We start from the raw sequence: 15,566 nt of genomic DNA on the forward strand, positions 1-15,566 counted from the left end.
GGCGCCCATAGTACCCACGGTTCAAAAGAACTTCACGGATAAAGGCATTACTTCGCTTCTTCGACGATGTCATCCCAAAACTTCGTGTCATCATCAAGCTCAGTTGATCCATCCGAGTCATCCGCGTAGTCCTCAGAGTCATAATCCTCAGAGTCTTCGTCCACGGCGTTCTTCTTGCGACGACGCTTCTTCCGCTGCGGTGCAATACCTGGGCATGACCACATGAGGCCTGCTGCAATGACACCGGCGGCTACTGCACCGATGATCTTTTGGTCTTCCGGAACGAAGAAGAGCGCGAGCGCCACAATCACGATGATGATGGCCCAACAGCCCAACATCCACGGTGCATTCTTGGACTTATATTCAGCCCAATCTTGACGCGGGAAGCGGCTGCGCGCTTCATTGCGCACACGGCGTGGAGTCTTCAAACTCGCCGCGATAACAGAGAAAAGCACCAGGACCAATCCGGCCCCGGCGATAATCAAATCTCCCATCGCGCCACCAAATGCCAATACACCTGTCGCTACAGCTAAACCGATGCGCTCGGTGGTGCTCGAGCCAATGGCTACTGCGGGGTTGACATCGGGGTAAATCGAAGCGAATGCCCGGCCGACGGCGCGGTCGGTTTCAATAGCCTGGTCTGCCTCTCCGCTGCGTGCAATCTCTCCATCGTGGAAAGCCCCCCGAACTTGCTTCCGTCGCACCTTGTGACATGCCTCTCCTTGCTGCTTTCTAGGCTGTATAAAGTTAGCCTTACCTCGTTAAGATAGCCTAACCAGATGCCCCTAGTAGAACAAGCTATCAAGCAGATCCCTAATTGTTTACTCATAATCGAAAGAACCACAAATGTCGATAAAGCCCCTCGTAGTTCGTAGGATATCCGCAACCCTAGCGGCAGCAGCTATTGCAGGAGGCACGTTGTTTGCACCTGCATCAATCTCTGTTCTTCCACAGGCACGAGCACAGACTTGTGATGAAACCCACCGCGCAGTTTCAGATGGTTCCTTCACATGGGGTGTCAAGGAATCCTTCCGCAATTATGTGGAGGGAAACATCGCCCGCGGTGCAATCACTGTGAAGGACGGCGCTTCGCGATCTGGGGGTAGCGTTGTCTACCCCGCTTCTGCATCTTCCATCACTGGTGACAGCAAGGGGGTTGTTCGATTCGGCGGCACTGTGAACTTCACTGGACACAACGGGGTCTTGGATCTGCCCCTGTCCGATATCGCAATGCATATTGATGGTTCCAAGGCAGGGCTCACAGCGGACTACTCTTCCCGCAAGTTTGAGGGTATGAACTCACATGAGCCAGGCCCAATCGAAACCGGCAACGATGTTGTCTTCGCCAGCGTCAACCTCAACTCCGCAGCAAACTTCAAGTCAAACTCCGTGAACCTCGCGGGCACCACGTCTCTGACTTCCACTGGCGTTAACGTGTTCGGTGGTTTCTATGAGGCTGGTATTCAGCTGGACAACACCGTGGGTACCTTGTCCCTAAAGGATGAATGTGGTCCGGCTCCTGAGGACACCGGCGGCGGATCTGGTGGTGGCGGCGGAAGTGACACCAACTTTACCGGCGCAACTGACTCCGGCGCAACCGAAGGTATCGCTGGTTTAGTGGGCACTTTGAACGACACCCTGGTCGAGGTAAACGGCCTGATCGTTAACTCCGGCAACATCATGGACAACTCCGGTCGCCTCTACGACCGCGTCATGGGCGGTTCCGGTACTTCCGGCGCTGGCACCTCCGGTACTGCCAACACCAACTCCGGTACCACCGGTTCCAATACCACTGGCTCAAACACCACTGGCAATACCGACTCGAACACCAACAACACCACTGGCGGCGGCACCAACAGTACCGGTGGAACCACCTCTGGTGGCAACTCCACTGTCGGCAACACCACCGGGAGCGATACCACCGGCGAATCTGGCGGCGGCAACACTGCCGCGGCTGGCATCTACCGCCGGTGCTTCGGGCGCTCAATCCGCAGGCGCATCTGACTCCAGCGTCTGCCAAGCAGGTGACTCTGTAGGTATTACCAGCGCACAGGCACAGTGGGGGTGCGTACTTCCTTCCGTAACTACATTGCCGGCTCCATCGCTAACGGTGGCTTCATCCCAGGCTTCGACATCAACCAGAACCTGAAGCAGTTCGGTCTGTAATAGCCTGTTCCGCCCTTCACTTAGAACGGTAAAAGCACCAGTCTACCAGGCACCTTTTGTGGGTGCGGGTAGGCCGGTGCTTTGTTGTGCCGCCTTAGAAGACGTCATATTTTAGCCCCCAGGCACTTCCCCGCATCCTGCGGAAGTTGTGCTTGGGGGCTTATGAGCTAGGGGCTCGTGAGCCTAAAGCTTGAGGGATTAGTTGAGGAAGAACTCAGCAACGTAGATGTGCTTGCCGTCGGTTGCGGTAGCAACGCCGAAGCCGGTTGGGTCATTGTGCGGGTTGCCCTCACGATCCAGCCAGTTGATGCGGTCCTTGGCTTCCTTCTCAGTCAACTTCAGGATGGAGCCGGTGCCCTTGTCTGCATCAGCGGCGCCGTGGCCAACACCGTCGTCGAAGGAGACCTTGCCAGCAGCGGCCTCATTAGCCCACTTCTGCGCGGTTGACTGCGCAGAGTTGCGCTTGGTGTGGCCGGCTTCTTCCAGGTGGCTCACGGTGCCGTAACGCAGGGTTTCAGCGGTGCCAGCAAGCGTTGGCAGCTCAATACCGAGGTCGTGTGCGGCGTCCTTAACTTCCTGCGGCAGGCTGGAAATGAACTGCTGTGCGGCAGAATCAATCTGGCTCTGTGCCTGTGAAGAAAGGTTCGCAACTGGGTTTTCCTGTGCGTTGGCTACGGTGGTTCCACCGAAGGTCAGTGCGCCCGCGAGCGCGACTGCAGAAAGACGACGAGAAATGCTCATGCCCACCACCTTGCCATATCATCCCCAGCCCATGCACGCGCGGGTGAGGATAATACCGGCAACTTTATTGGTTTGTAATCAAGTTGCCAGCATAATTTAAGGCTAGTGTTTCACTGTTTGAGAAGCACTCCACAACTGCGCCGAACACCTCTAGGACTCGAGCGCTTCGCCGAGTTCCATCCACTCAATCTCCAGCTGTTCGCGCTCGGCCTCGATGGTCTTTAGCTCGCCATCCAGTCGGGTAAGCGCTTCGGTGTCTACGATTTCAGCAGCCCGCGCCATGTCCGCGTTGATCTTCGCAATCTGCGGGTCTAGCTTGGTCATCTTGCGTTCCAGCGCGTTCATCTTCTTAGTAATCTCACGCTGTTCTTGATTGCTCAGGTTCGATTGCTGTGCCTGCACAGCAGATGCCGATGGTGCCGCAGCGGAAGTACTAGGAGCAGAGTTAGCGCCGCTAGTCGCTGCTGACTCATTGGAGACCTCACCAAGATTGAGTGCACCGGTCGGGTTCGCGGCTTCCTCCGCAGCGCGGCGCGAAAGGTACTCTTCGATGCCGCCAGGAAGGTTGGTTAGTTTGCCGTCCCCGAAGAGCGCATAGGTGTCATCGGCGATGCGCTCCACCAGATAGCGGTCGTGGGAAATGACCACCAGGGTGCCCGGCCAGGAATCCAGCAGGGACTCGAGTTCCTGCAGGGTGTCAATGTCCAAGTCGTTGGTCGGCTCATCGAGCAGCAGGACGTTTGGTTCAGCCATGAGCACACGCGTGAGCTGCAGTCGGCGGCGCTCACCACCGGAGAGGTCCCCAATCGGGGTGCGCTGACGCTTCGGGCTAAAGCCCAGACGTTCAGCAAGCTGGGATGCGGACATTTCTTTCTTGCCCATGTGCACATACGTGGCAACATCTTCAATCGCGTCCAGCAAACGGCGGTTGGGGTCTAAGTCATCGAGTTCCTGGCGCAGCCAGCCCAGACGAACGGTTTGGCCTTCAATCCGGCGGCCATCGGCAAGCTGGTTCTCGCCTGCCAAGGTGCGCAGCAACGTCGTCTTGCCGGAGCCGTTAACACCAACGAGACCGATACGCTGGCCTGGCGCCAAGCGCCACGTCAGGTCATCGACCAAGGTGCGGCCATCCGGGGTGGTGATGGTGGCGTTTTCTAGCTCAATAACCACTCGTCCCTGGCGCTGCTTGGAAAAGGCCATGAGCTCCACCGAGTCACGTGGTGCTGGAACGTTGGAAATCAACGCTTCAGCAGCCTCAATGCGGTAGCGCGGCTTGGATGTACGTGCCGGGGCACCGCGGCGCAGCCAAGCCAGTTCCTTGCGCGCTAAGTTCTGTCGACGCTGCTCCATCGCATCGGCCTGACGGGCGCGTTCAGCGCGCGCGAAGGTCCAGTCGTTATAGCCGCCTTCATAGGCATCAACTTGGCCGTCGTGGACTTCCCACGTCAACGTCGCAATGGTGTCCAGGAACCAGCGGTCGTGGGTGACCACGATGACGGCAACCCGGCGCGCCAGCAGGTGGCTGGCTAGCCACTGCACGCCTTCAACGTCGAGGTGGTTGGTGGGCTCGTCGAGCACCACGAGGTCCACATCTTGCACCAGTGCCGCAGCCAGATTGACGCGGCGGCGTTCACCGCCGGACAGCTGCCCCACTTGGGTATCGAGCCCCAGTTCCACAATGCCCAGGCCGCTCAGCACGTCACGAACCTTGGCGTTGGAGGCCCACTCGTAGGTTTCCAGGCCCAGGGGTTTGACCACGGCGTCGGCGATGGTCATGGTTTCATCCAGGTCAAAGCGCTGGGTCACCACAGCCATGCGCAGGCCGGAGTTGTGGGAGACGCGGCCGGAGTCAGGTTCTTCAATGCCGGTGAGCACCTCCAGCAGGGTGGTTTTGCCGCCGCCGTTGACGCCGACAATGCCGATGCGGTCGCCGGTTTGAACGCCCAGGGAGACCTTGTCCAACAGGGTCTTCAGGCCGAAGGACTTGGTGACTGTTTCTAAGTTAATGAGGTTTGCCATAATTAGTCCCCAATCTTAGCCGCTTGTGCTTTAGAGAATACGAACGCCTGGCGCGGGCGAGCTGGTCACGTAGCCGCGGGTCTTGGGAAGTTCCAAGGTGACTTGGGTGCGTACTTCTTCCGCTTGCGCGGCGTCCTCGCATAAGAAGGCAATCGTCGGCCCGGAGCCGGAGACAATGCCGGCCAAGGCGCCAGCGTCTTTGCCGACTTCGAGGGTTTTACGCAGGTCGGGGCGCAGGGATAGCGCAGCAGGTTGCAGGTCGTTTTTGAGCACTTTCGCTAGCCGATGCACATCGCCCGACACCAGTGCCTGCGCCACATCGGTGACATCCAGGGAGGGTGTAAGTGCAGCTTCGCTTGTCGATTCCTCCCGCATGGCATCAAGTTTGCGGAATACTTCCGGGGTGGACAGTCCTCGGTGGGAGGCGATGAAACACCAGTGGTAGGTGCCGCGGGTGAGCATGGGTGATAGTACTTCGCCGCGGCTCTTTCCTAGGGCGGTGCCGCCCATCATGGTGAAAGGTACATCGGAGCCTAAGTCAGCGGCGATTTCTTGGAGGATGTCGTCGCTTGCGATCTCAAGCTCAAAGTAGGTGGCGTAGAGCTTCTGCGCCAGCATGAGTGCGGCTGCGGCATCGGCGGAGCCGCCGGCCATGCCGCCCGCGGCCGGAATGCGCTTATGGATTTCCACGTCCAGGCGTGGGTAAGTCAAAGGCACGTGCACGGCTAGACGGTCGATGGCTTTCCAGACCAGGTTGGATTCATCGGTAGGCACACCGGCTGCGGTGGGGCCTGTGATTTTCAGTGGTCCTACAACTGGTGAGTATCCGCGTTCAATGACCTCATCGCGGATGGTTAAGGTGATGTCATCGTAGATGTCTACGGATTGAAACACGGTGGATAGCTCGTGATAGCCGTCCTCACGTGCTGGACCAACACCTAAGTGGATGTTGACCTTGGCATGCGCGCGGGCTTTCCACACGCGCTGCAAGTTCGGGTTCTTGCGCGGCAGACGGTAGTAGGGATCTTCCCAGTCACTCATTACTTGTTCACTCCCCTACTGTTGCCAGGCGCAGGAAGTCATCGATGCTGAGCTTTTCACCACGCTGGGTCGGTTCAATGTCAGCGGCGCGCAGGGCTTCCTCGGCGGCCACGCCGGAGCCGTAGAAACCGGACAGGGCTGCGCGTAGGGTCTTGCGGCGTTGCGCAAACGCGGCGTCGATGATTGGCCACAGATTCTTTGGGCGCTCGCGGGGTGGATAGAGATCAATGCGGACCAGGCCGGATTCGATGTTTGGTGCAGGCCAGAACACATGCTTGCCGATGTTCCCGGCTTTGCGCACATCACCGTAGAAGGAGGCTTTGACGCTGGGCACGCCATAGACCTTAGAGCCAGGATCGGCAGCGAGGCGGTCAGCAACTTCGAGTTGGACCATAACCAAAACGCGCTTGAGCGTTGGGTACAGCTCCAGGATGTGCAACAGCACGGGAACAGCCACGTTATACGGCAGGTTGGCTACCAGCGCGGTGGGTGCGCCGAGCTCCTCGCCGTCAATCTTGAGGGCATCTTTGTGCAGCAAGGTGAGCTTGTCCGCATGCTCGGGCGCGCGCCACTCCACGGTGGCGGGCAGCTCCGCGGCTAGGCGCGGGTCGATTTCAACAGCGGTTACTGATGCTGCTTCATCGAGAAGCCCCAGCGTCAAAGAGCCAAGGCCAGGGCCGACTTCCACCACGTGGTCATCGGCAGACAATTCTGCTGCCGCGACAATACGACGAATGGTGTTGGGATCATGCAGGAAATTCTGGCCCCACTTTTTAGTAGGGCTGACACCTAGCTTTTCGGCCAGATTTCGAATCTCAACGGGCCCTAATAACTTTGACATGCCCTCTAACTTAGCGCAGGTTTAGCGCAGGCCCATCTTCGCGGTACAGGCAGGCCATGCGCCCCAGCCCTGAGCGGCCTGAACCTTTTCTGCCACAGCAATCTGCTCTTCGCGGGATGCCTGGTATGCCTCGGCTGCGTATTCTCCGCCGCCGAATGCTTGCCAGGTGCTTGGGGTGAACTGCAGGCCACCGGAGAAGCCATTACCGGTGTTGATGTGCCAGTCACCGGTGGCTTCACACTGCACAAGAGAATCCCATACGGAGCCATCTGCCACGGATGGCGCAGTGGACGGCTCCTTGGTGCCACGTGCGATGGTTGCTGGCTTTGGCTCAGTCAGGATGTTTTCTTCAACAACATCCTTGGACTCTTCCTTGCCATTGACAAAGACCTGCTTGATAGCACGCATGCGCTCACCAGACATGCCTTCTTCAACAACGCGCTCTTCGCCCTTTTCCATGTTGTCATCATCAACATAGTGTGGCTCAGCCTCGAAGTCTTCGGTGAGTTCAAATTCCTTGACCTGTACACGGTCAACCACAATCTGAGTACCAGCGGCTACTTCTTCATCCAGGCCTGGGGACACGCGGTCATCAGCATCAACGTCAATACCGCGGGCTTCAAGTACATCACCAACAGTCTTGGCTGCGATGCTGGTGTAAGTTACCTTGCCACCATCCTTGATGGAGATGATCTTAGGGCTCACAACCTCCAACGCCATCCCGTCCGTAATCTTGTCTACTGCGTCAGCTTCCTTGTCCCCAGTCAAAACAGCTGCGCCTGGTGTGACGGAATCCAAGGTGCCGAGCAGATCCTCCACCGTCAATGCAGTGGAGGTCATGGTCTTCTCTTCACCATCTACAGTAACAGCCACTGGCTTGGCGGTACGCACGGTAATGGACTCGCCATTGCCCAAGGATTCACTCGGCGCAGGGTAGATGAGGTCTTCGCCCTCATAATCAATACCCGCTGCCTGCAGCGCGCCTTCGACGTCGGTGGAGAAGGTCGCCAACTCAATCAATTCGCCGTTGACATCAACGGTGACATCTTTTTGAGCGTTGACTGCAACGACACCGCCGACAGCCAAGGTGCCCAGCATGCCGCCGGTGGCCAAGCGCAGTGGAAGCGAACGCGTGTTATTGATTCGCTTGATGTGGTGCGTGGTTGACATGAAACCTTCTAAATCAGTCTTGGGGTCTAACTTTTAAAACCCTGAAGGTCACCTCGCCCGCGTGTATTTAGTACTGGCGCCGTGTGAAGCAAGACTTAAAGCAGCTAATTGCAACCTTCAGGACAACAATCAATAACAATACGGTAACACTGCGTAACATTCGAGAAGCTAGCGACAAGCCGTTTAACTAGTCGAACACTATTAACATTCACCACAGCAGACACGTTTTACCTGCATGAATGCAGGGTGTGGATTTCCTCACATCACGAGGCAAAACTATTTCTGCAGGTCACTACACCTTTGGCGTGAGCAGGCGGTCGAAGTTCGCGCGTACTTGCTCAGCCAGCTCCTCCACCGATTGGTTGCGCGCTTCAGCAACGCAGCGGTAGGTGTGGCCAATCAGCAAGGGCTCATTGCGCGCACCGCGGAATGGTTCCGGGGTCATATAAGGAGCATCCGTTTCAATGAGGATCTGATCCGCTGAGGCAAGGGCTGCTGCCTGGCGCAGTTCCTCATTGCGTTTGAAAGTCACGTTGCCGGCGAAGGACAGGACATAACCGCGCTCCAGGGCATCTTTGGCAACCTCTAGTGGCGAGGAGAAACAGTGCAGCATAATATCCGGTGCTTGTGCGCACTCTGCTAGCACGCGCATCAAGTCGGCGTCTGCTTCGCGGTTGTGGATCATCAGTGTCTTGTTGACGTGCGCGGCGAGATCCGCGTGCCATCGTAAAGCTGCTTCTTGCACATCCAGCGGTGCAGTGTCTTCCGGCGAATGCTCAATCCAGTACGTATCCAGTCCGGTCTCCCCGACTGCCACGCAGCGCGGATCCGCTGCCATCGCGCTCAAGCGCTCTTTCGCCTCATCATCCAGCGTGTGCGCCTTGGTGGGGTGAATCGCACAGGCGGCGAAGATACGCTTATCGGACTGTGCTGCGTCCAGGGCTAAAGCCGCCTCTTCTAAACCGTCACCAACGGTGCACACGCGCTCCACACCTGCGGCCACGGCGCGTTCCATCAGCGCCGGGATATCATCTTTGCAGGAGGTTAAGTGGGTGTGGGCATCAATAACTCCGGTGATGCCTTCAGCTGGAACGGGAATGGGACGAGGCTTCTTCTTAGACATGTCCCCCAGTATAAAAGCCATGAAAAAGGCCACCCCGAAGGGTGGCCGTGTGGCTAGGTAAATACCGTCTTAGCTTTGTTGCGCGAGCTCATCATCGATATAGACGTTGCGTGCTGCGCGAACGCCAAAGATAATCAGCGCCAGACTCATGACGGTGACCATGATCAATGCTGCGTCCCAAGAACCGGTTGAGGAATAAAGGAAGCCCATGACGAGAGGCACGATGCCGGCGATGATGTAACCTCCTGGCTGCACAAATCCGGATAAACGTGCTGTCACCAGTGGCGAACGGGTACGCGCAGTCAACAGTGCCAGCGCCAGTGGGAAGCACATGCCGCCGATACCCAGCAGCGATGCCCACAGCAACGGTGCTGCAGTTGGCGCGGACATGACGCCCAGCCAACCGGTGGTGGTGATTGCGCCCAAGATGATGGGCAGCGGAACCACGCTGTTGAGACGCGACAGCAGCCATGGCATGAGCACACCGCCGATGACGTTGAAGCCACCAAGGAGTGCCAGCGCAATGCTGGCCGTGGATTCCCTCACGCCATCTTCAACGAGGATGGCCGGCAGCCAGCCCATTTGCGCATAGGCGCCGGCGGATTGAATACCAAAGAAGAGCAGCATGGCAATCGCCGTTGGGGACTTAAGCAAAGAGCCACCTGGATTGGAGTTTGCCTTTGGCGACGCTTCTGCCAGTTCATCCGGATCCGGCATGACACCAGTGGAGGGAATGTCCCGCTTGGTCTTGCTGAGCACAATGGCCCAGACGATGGTTTGGACAATAACCGGTACCACCCACACCCCGAGCGCCCAGCGCCATGCAGAGGAGCCGCTGAAAAATAGTGCGGACAGCGGACCAATCGCGCCGGAGGCGCCCAACATTGCGGTGTATGTCATCATCAACCGCACCTGATTAGTGCCTCGGCTGTGTTCTTTTACCCAGGCTGGCAGCAAAATATTTGCCACCGCAATACCCGCAACAAGCACAACGGTCAGCACAAAGAACGGTAAATAGCTGTCTATAAATGGGCGGATTGCCAAACCAACTAGCAGCGCCACGCTGCCCGCCACGAGCGTTGGCGATAGACCCAAACGCCGAGCGATCGGCACCGCCAACCACCCCATGATGGCGAAACAGAATCCCGGCAAAGAGGTCAAAATACCCGCGGTGGAGCTGCTCACCCCGAAGGATTCAGCCACCTGGCCAATGACAGGCGCCAGCGATGACACACCCGCACGCAGGTTAATCGCCGTTATAGCCACCGCGAATACCGCCAGTCCAAACCCTACTTTGACGGCTTTAGACACCTCTTTCACCCAATTTCTTTCACACACGCCACGAATTCACCGAAGCACCCAAGCGCCCAATCGGGAACTCCATGTCAAGACCACTGACCATCCGGCCAGTGGCACAAAATAAAAAGCGCACGAGGCGCAAAAAGATTAAAGCAGCACCTTCTTCGAAAGCGCGTCCATTCAGGCTACGCCACCCTGTTAAGAACTGTCATTTTCTTCATTCAGGTTCACTAGGCCCAAAACCTGTCTGGCACCGGCGAAAGAGGAAGGAGCGGTCAGCACTGTGCTAACCGCTCCTCCCTGTTCAAAGTCTCCCCAAGCTAAGGGCAATTGCTCAGAACCTAAGCGTCTTCCTTTGGAACAACTGGTGCCCACTCCGGGCCGGTAACGCCGAGTTCAGGGTCGAGCTTGGCAATGAGCGGCTTTGGCTTGTCCAGCTTGGTGCCTGGTACCACATCGATGCGTGCCCAGGTGGCCTGCTGGGAATCGTAGTCACCGGTGATGATTGGGTACTCGCGGTTTTCTGCAGGAAGGTTAGTGCCAACCAGGTCAACAGGAGCGTCGTCCTTAACCTCGTGGATCTCAGGACGCGCAGCCCAGACGCCGGTGCGGCCGAGGGTCTCGTGAACCTGTTGCGCGGTGTGTGGCAAGAACGGGGTGAGCATGACGTTGCAGTCAGAAACTACCTGCAGTGCAGTCCACAGCACGGTGGCAAGACGCTCACGCTGAGTTTCATCCTTGGCCAGCTTCCATGGCTCCTGGTCCGCAATGTAGGCGTTGGCTTCACCAACAACGTGCATAGCAGCGGTGATAGCAGCCTTAAACTTGGATGCTTCCAGGTACTCACCCGCGGTAGCAAGGGTTTCCTCCGCCAGCGCCAGAATCTTGGTGTCAGCTTCGGTCAATGACGCTGGAACTGGAACTTCACCGAAGTTCTTGTTCGCCATCGACACCGTGCGGTTGACCAGGTTGCCCCAGCCGTTGGCCAGCTCATTGTTGATACGGCGGACAAACTCATCCCAGGTGAAATCAGTGTCATTGTTTTCTGGACCAGCCACCGCAATGAAGTAACGCAGTGCATCTGGACCGAACTCCTTGAGGAAGTCCTTAACATAGATGACAACACCCTTGGAGGATGAGAACTTCGAGCCTGACATGGTCAAGAACTCCGAAGAAACAATCTCCGTTGGCAAGTTGAGGTCACCGTACTTGTGCGCCTCGCCGCCCTTGGAGCCCTTGCCGGCGTAGCCAAGTAGCTCCGCTGGCCAGATCTGGGAGTGGAAGGTGATGTTGTCTTTGCCCATGAAGTAGTAATGGCGCACCTCTGGGTCCTGCCAGAAGTCCTTCCAGGCATCAGGGTTGCCGCTGCGGTAAGCCCACTCGATTGAAGAAGACAAATAGCCAATAACAGCGTCGAACCACACGTAGAGCTTCTTCGCGTCATTGTTTTCCCAGCCCTCAATTGGAATTGGGATACCCCAGTCAATATCACGGGTCATGGCGCGTGGGCGCATGTCTTTGATCAGGTTCAAAGAGAACTTCAAAACATTTGGGCGCCAGTCTTCGCGGGACTTGAGCCACTCGGTCAAAGCATCCGCAATGGAAGGCAGGTCAAGAAGGAAGTGCTCAGTTTCCACGAACTGTGGAGTTTCGCCGTTGATCTTAGATACCGGGTTGATCAGGTCAATAGGGTCCAGCTGGTTACCGCAGTTATCGCACTGATCACCACGCGCACCGTCCGCGTGACAGATTGGGCACTCGCCCTCAATGTAGCGGTCAGGCAAGGTGCGGCCGGTTGATGGGGAGATAGCACCCTGGGTGGATTCTTTAATCATGTAGCCGTTCGCATAAAGGCCCTTGAACAGTTCCTGGGTAACGGCGTAGTGGTTACGCGTGGAGGTACGGGTAAACATGTCATAAGACAGGCCTAGACCAGCAAGGTCTTCCACAATCTGGCGGTTGTAGCGGTCCGCAAGGTCGCGAACGCTCACGCCTTCTTTGTCAGCCTGGACCAACAAAGGAGTGCCGTGCTCATCCGTGCCGGAGACCATGAGTACGTTGCGCCCACGCATTCGCTGGAAGCGTGCGAACACGTCGGAGGGAACACCAAACCCCGCCACGTGTCCGATGTGGCGGGGTCCATTGGCATACGGCCAGGCAACGTTTACTACTACAGACTCAGTCATGCGCTCTACTTTATCCAAGTAGAAGGCGTCTGTGAATTTGACCCCAGAATTTCAGGGGCAATCAGCTACTTGTTGTTCTTAGCCTTAGAGCTGACTTTCGCGCCAGCCTTCGCGAGTCGCTCGGAACGACGACGCTTGTTGTCTTCTTTTTGCTGTACTTCGCGGTGAATACGGCGCTCACGGGCCAGCTTGCGCTGGAAGGCTTGAGCTTCGCGGTATTCAACGTAGATAACGTCATTGCGCAGGTCCTTAACAATCGCGAACATCAAGAAGATGAGCACGATGAGGAATGGGGATGCGGCAACGATGGTGACGTTTTGCAGGTTGGTCAGTGCGTCTTCACCGGTCAACAGCAGCACCAGGCCTACGGCTGCGGTGAGAACACCCCAGATGGCAGACAGCCACGGAGTAGCGTTCGAGCGGCCGTTTTGGGACATAGAGCCCATTACTGTCGATGCAGAGTCGGCCGAGGTAATGAAGAAGGTAGCCAGCAGGATCATGCCGATTACTGCGGCAACCGAACCACCAGGGAAGGACTGCAGCAGGTTAAACAGCTCTGCCTCAGTGGACTCACCGGAAATGGACTGACCGTTTTGCTCCAAGTGAATTGCGGTGCCGCCGAAAATTGCGAACCAGATGGTGGAAACACCGGCAGGAACCAGCATGACGCCAAGGCAGAATTCGCGAACGCTGCGGCCGCGAGAAATACGTGCCAAGAACATACCCACGAATGGGGACCAAGAAATCCACCATGCCCAGTAGAAGATGGTCCAGCCCGACAGCCACTCACCAGCGGTACCGTCAGCGGACGCAGCGGTGCGACCAATCATTTCAGTGAAGTTAGCCAGGTAGTTACCAACGGAACCTGGAACCAAGTTCAAGATGGTCACGGAAGGACCAACAATGAACACGAAGATTGCCAGCAGAGCTGCCATGACCATGTTGGCGTTAGAGAGGTACTGAATGCCCTTGCCCACGCCAGAAAGTGCGGACAGGATAAACGCCAGGGTCAGAACCAGAACGATACCTAGGACAACGCTGTTGGATGGGTTGTCCACTATGCCGGAAGCCTGCAAACCAGCTTGGATCTGCAGCGCACCCAGGCCCAGGGAACAAGCGGTGCCGAATACAGTGGCGAAGATAGCCAGGATGTCAATCAGCTTGCCAAGTGGACCGGCAGCGCCTTTCTCACCGATGAGCGGGACGAAGGCGGAAGACAGCAGCTGCTTACGGCCGATACGGAACGTGGAGTAAGCAATAGCCAAGCCGATAATCGCGTAGATTGCCCATGGGTGGAGGGTCCAGTGGAACATGGCGGTTGCCATGGCGGTGCCCACTTCATTGGGCTGATGCCCTGGTACGCCGTCGCGGTAGAAAGCGAGTGGCTCAGATGCACCGTAGAACATCAAACCAATGCCCATGCCGGCGGCGAACATCATGGAAATCCACGATACCGTTGAGAATTCCGGCTCTTCGTTGATCGCGCCCAGTTTGATGGAGCCAAACTTAGATGCGGCGATACCAATAACGAAGACGACAAAGACTGTGGTGAACAGGATGAATGCCCAGCCGAAGTTGTTAACAACAAAGTTCAGGGCTTTAGCTGAAACATCTGCGAAGGTGTCTGGGGCAGAGAGGCCCCACACCACTACTGCAGCGACAAGCACACCGGCGATACCGGTGATCGTCCAATCAATCTTGGCGTCTTTTTGATCTGCAGCGAGTTCAATCTCTTCTTCTACAGGGTGCGCAGAAGGATTGAAGTCAGTGTCCAGCATGGACGCTAGCTGACCGGTTGCAGATTCATTCGTTTCGTAGGTGTCGTTCTCAGCCACCTGGCGGGTGACTGCTCCATCAACATTTTCAGCCTGGCTGTTGCCAGGCTGCCTTTCTTGTGAAAAATCGGGATCTCCAGTAGTCATAGCTAATAGAATGCTGGACAAACAAGGCGCATAGCAAGCTGATTTGGCAACGTTTTGAAACTAATTTCAAAGTACCCAGGCCGCAAAAATAGTGCCATAGCTGCTAACTTCATGCACATGGCCGTTATCTCCGTCGTTATTTTCGTTTTCCATATAGAAAGTAACGGTTGAATAACGTTTATGGATTTGTGCGCTGTCTAACAGGAGTTTTTAAGATCTTCCCAGTGCCGCTTGGTACAGCTCTCGGTTGGATACGCCAGTTCCTTCGGTGACGTACTTGCAGGCGTCTTTCAAACGCATGCCGGAGCTGACTAGTTTTTCTACCTCCGGCAGCAGGGATTCAACAGACACAAGCTGTTCGCTGCCGCCATCGAGAACGACGGTGATTTCACCACGCGCATTGTCCACGGCCCATTCGGCCAACTCCCCGAGGCTGCCGCGGCGGATTTCCTCAAATTTCTTAGTCAGCTCACGGCACACCACGGCTTGGCGTTCAGCGCCAAGGACATCGACGGCTTGGGCCAGGGTTTCAGCTAGCCGATGCGGCGACTCGAAAAACACCACCGCGCGGGATTCAGAGCGCAGGCTTTCGAGCCACTTTTGGCGCTGCCCAGATTTGCGCGGCACGAAGCCGTCGAAGATAAAACGGCCGACGGATAACCCCGAAAGGGCTAGGGCGGTGGTCACTGCCGATGCCCCCGGGAAACAGGTCACTGGCACACCAGCGTTGGCAGCAGCCACCACGATGGAGTGGCCTGGGTCGGAGACTAAAGGCATGCCGGCATCGGTGACAACGAGGACGGTGCCGGTACGGGCGGCATCAATAAGCTGCTTTGATCGCTGCTCTTCGTTGTGGTCGAAGTTGGAGACCACCTGACCTTTAATTTCGATGCCTAGCGCTTGGGCTAGGTTGCGCACGCGGCGGGTGTCTTCGGCGGCGATGACATCGGCGCCAGCTAGGCCCTGTTTCAACCTGTCTGTCGCGTCTGTCATGTTGCCCAGTGGGGTCGCGGCGAGCACTACTCCGCGCGGAAGGTCTTGGGGGTTCATATCTTCCA

At 56.9% G+C, this 15,566-nt stretch carries 12 protein-coding genes; 1 reads left to right on the plus strand and 11 read right to left on the minus strand.

Features of this window, described 5'->3' with window-relative positions; all coding sequences use genetic code 11:
- Positions 1-47 precede the first annotated feature (47 nt).
- A complete protein-coding gene (locus tag CCASEI_RS09840; protein ID WP_025387877.1) occupies positions 48-704 on the minus strand; it encodes a hypothetical protein in 657 nt (218 codons plus the stop codon).
- Between the two features lie 214 nt (positions 705-918).
- Here CCASEI_RS09840 and CCASEI_RS09845 point away from each other — a divergent pair, with 214 nt between their 5' ends.
- Complete coding sequence (locus CCASEI_RS09845) at positions 919-2,004, plus strand: HtaA domain-containing protein (RefSeq protein ID WP_025387878.1); 1,086 nt, start codon at positions 919-921, stop codon at positions 2,002-2,004.
- Between the two features lie 360 nt (positions 2,005-2,364).
- On the opposite strand, the gene CCASEI_RS09850 is transcribed toward CCASEI_RS09845, so the two are convergent.
- The 10 genes from CCASEI_RS09850 to rsmI form a co-directional block, all read right to left on the minus strand.
- Positions 2,365-2,907 carry a hypothetical protein gene (locus tag CCASEI_RS09850; protein WP_006823028.1) on the minus strand — a complete coding sequence of 181 codons (543 nt, stop codon included), beginning with the start codon at positions 2,905-2,907 and terminating at the stop codon, positions 2,365-2,367.
- A 150-nt stretch (positions 2,908-3,057) separates the two neighbouring features.
- The gene (locus CCASEI_RS09855) at positions 3,058-4,926 is read right to left on the minus strand and encodes an ABC-F family ATP-binding cassette domain-containing protein (protein WP_025387879.1); all 1,869 of its coding nucleotides are present in this window, start codon (positions 4,924-4,926) and stop codon (positions 3,058-3,060) included.
- Between the two features lie 30 nt (positions 4,927-4,956).
- A complete protein-coding gene (locus tag CCASEI_RS09860; protein WP_025387880.1) occupies positions 4,957-5,967 on the minus strand; it encodes a 4-(cytidine 5'-diphospho)-2-C-methyl-D-erythritol kinase in 1,011 nt (336 codons plus the stop codon).
- Between the two features lie 7 nt (positions 5,968-5,974).
- Complete coding sequence (gene rsmA / locus CCASEI_RS09865) at positions 5,975-6,808, minus strand: 16S rRNA (adenine(1518)-N(6)/adenine(1519)-N(6))-dimethyltransferase RsmA (RefSeq protein ID WP_025387881.1); 834 nt, start codon at positions 6,806-6,808, stop codon at positions 5,975-5,977.
- Positions 6,809-6,829: 21 nt separating this feature from the next.
- Positions 6,830-7,978 (minus strand): resuscitation-promoting factor, encoded by a 1,149-nt coding sequence (locus CCASEI_RS09870; RefSeq protein WP_025387882.1) that lies wholly within the window; start codon positions 7,976-7,978, stop codon positions 6,830-6,832.
- Between the two features lie 292 nt (positions 7,979-8,270).
- Positions 8,271-9,101 carry a TatD family hydrolase gene (locus CCASEI_RS09875; protein WP_025387883.1) on the minus strand — a complete coding sequence of 277 codons (831 nt, stop codon included), beginning with the start codon at positions 9,099-9,101 and terminating at the stop codon, positions 8,271-8,273.
- 69 nt (positions 9,102-9,170) lie between these two features.
- Positions 9,171-10,412: an MFS transporter gene (locus CCASEI_RS09880; RefSeq protein WP_025387884.1), complete on the minus strand. Its 1,242-nt coding sequence runs from the start codon at positions 10,410-10,412 to the stop codon at positions 9,171-9,173.
- Between the two features lie 329 nt (positions 10,413-10,741).
- Positions 10,742-12,586: a methionine--tRNA ligase gene (gene metG, locus CCASEI_RS09885; RefSeq protein ID WP_025387885.1), complete on the minus strand. Its 1,845-nt coding sequence runs from the start codon at positions 12,584-12,586 to the stop codon at positions 10,742-10,744.
- Positions 12,587-12,651: 65 nt separating this feature from the next.
- Complete coding sequence (locus CCASEI_RS09890; RefSeq protein ID WP_025387886.1) at positions 12,652-14,508, minus strand: BCCT family transporter; 1,857 nt, start codon at positions 14,506-14,508, stop codon at positions 12,652-12,654.
- A 210-nt stretch (positions 14,509-14,718) separates the two neighbouring features.
- Positions 14,719-15,558 (minus strand): 16S rRNA (cytidine(1402)-2'-O)-methyltransferase, encoded by an 840-nt coding sequence (gene rsmI / locus CCASEI_RS09895; protein ID WP_006823019.1) that lies wholly within the window; start codon positions 15,556-15,558, stop codon positions 14,719-14,721.
- Positions 15,559-15,566: the final 8 nt, after the last annotated feature.

The sequence above is a fragment of the Corynebacterium casei LMG S-19264 genome, from assembly GCF_000550785.1.
Lineage (GTDB): Bacteria > Actinomycetota > Actinomycetes > Mycobacteriales > Mycobacteriaceae > Corynebacterium > Corynebacterium casei.

Coding starts and splice junctions, on each gene's coding strand:
- CCASEI_RS09850 (WP_006823028.1), bottom strand. CDS start 2,907: ATGAGCATTTCTCGTCGTCTTTCTGCAGTCGCGCTCGCGGGCGCACTG.
- CCASEI_RS09855 (WP_025387879.1), bottom strand. CDS start 4,926: ATGGCAAACCTCATTAACTTAGAAACAGTCACCAAGTCCTTCGGCCTG.
- CCASEI_RS09860 (WP_025387880.1), bottom strand. CDS start 5,967: ATGAGTGACTGGGAAGATCCCTACTACCGTCTGCCGCGCAAGAACCCG.
- rsmA (WP_025387881.1), bottom strand. CDS start 6,808: ATGTCAAAGTTATTAGGGCCCGTTGAGATTCGAAATCTGGCCGAAAAG.
- CCASEI_RS09870 (WP_025387882.1), bottom strand. CDS start 7,978: ATGTCAACCACGCACCACATCAAGCGAATCAATAACACGCGTTCGCTT.
- CCASEI_RS09875 (WP_025387883.1), bottom strand. CDS start 9,101: ATGTCTAAGAAGAAGCCTCGTCCCATTCCCGTTCCAGCTGAAGGCATC.
- metG (WP_025387885.1), bottom strand. CDS start 12,586: ATGACTGAGTCTGTAGTAGTAAACGTTGCCTGGCCGTATGCCAATGGA.
- CCASEI_RS09890 (WP_025387886.1), bottom strand. CDS start 14,508: ATGACTACTGGAGATCCCGATTTTTCACAAGAAAGGCAGCCTGGCAAC.
- rsmI (WP_006823019.1), bottom strand. CDS start 15,558: ATGAACCCCCAAGACCTTCCGCGCGGAGTAGTGCTCGCCGCGACCCCA.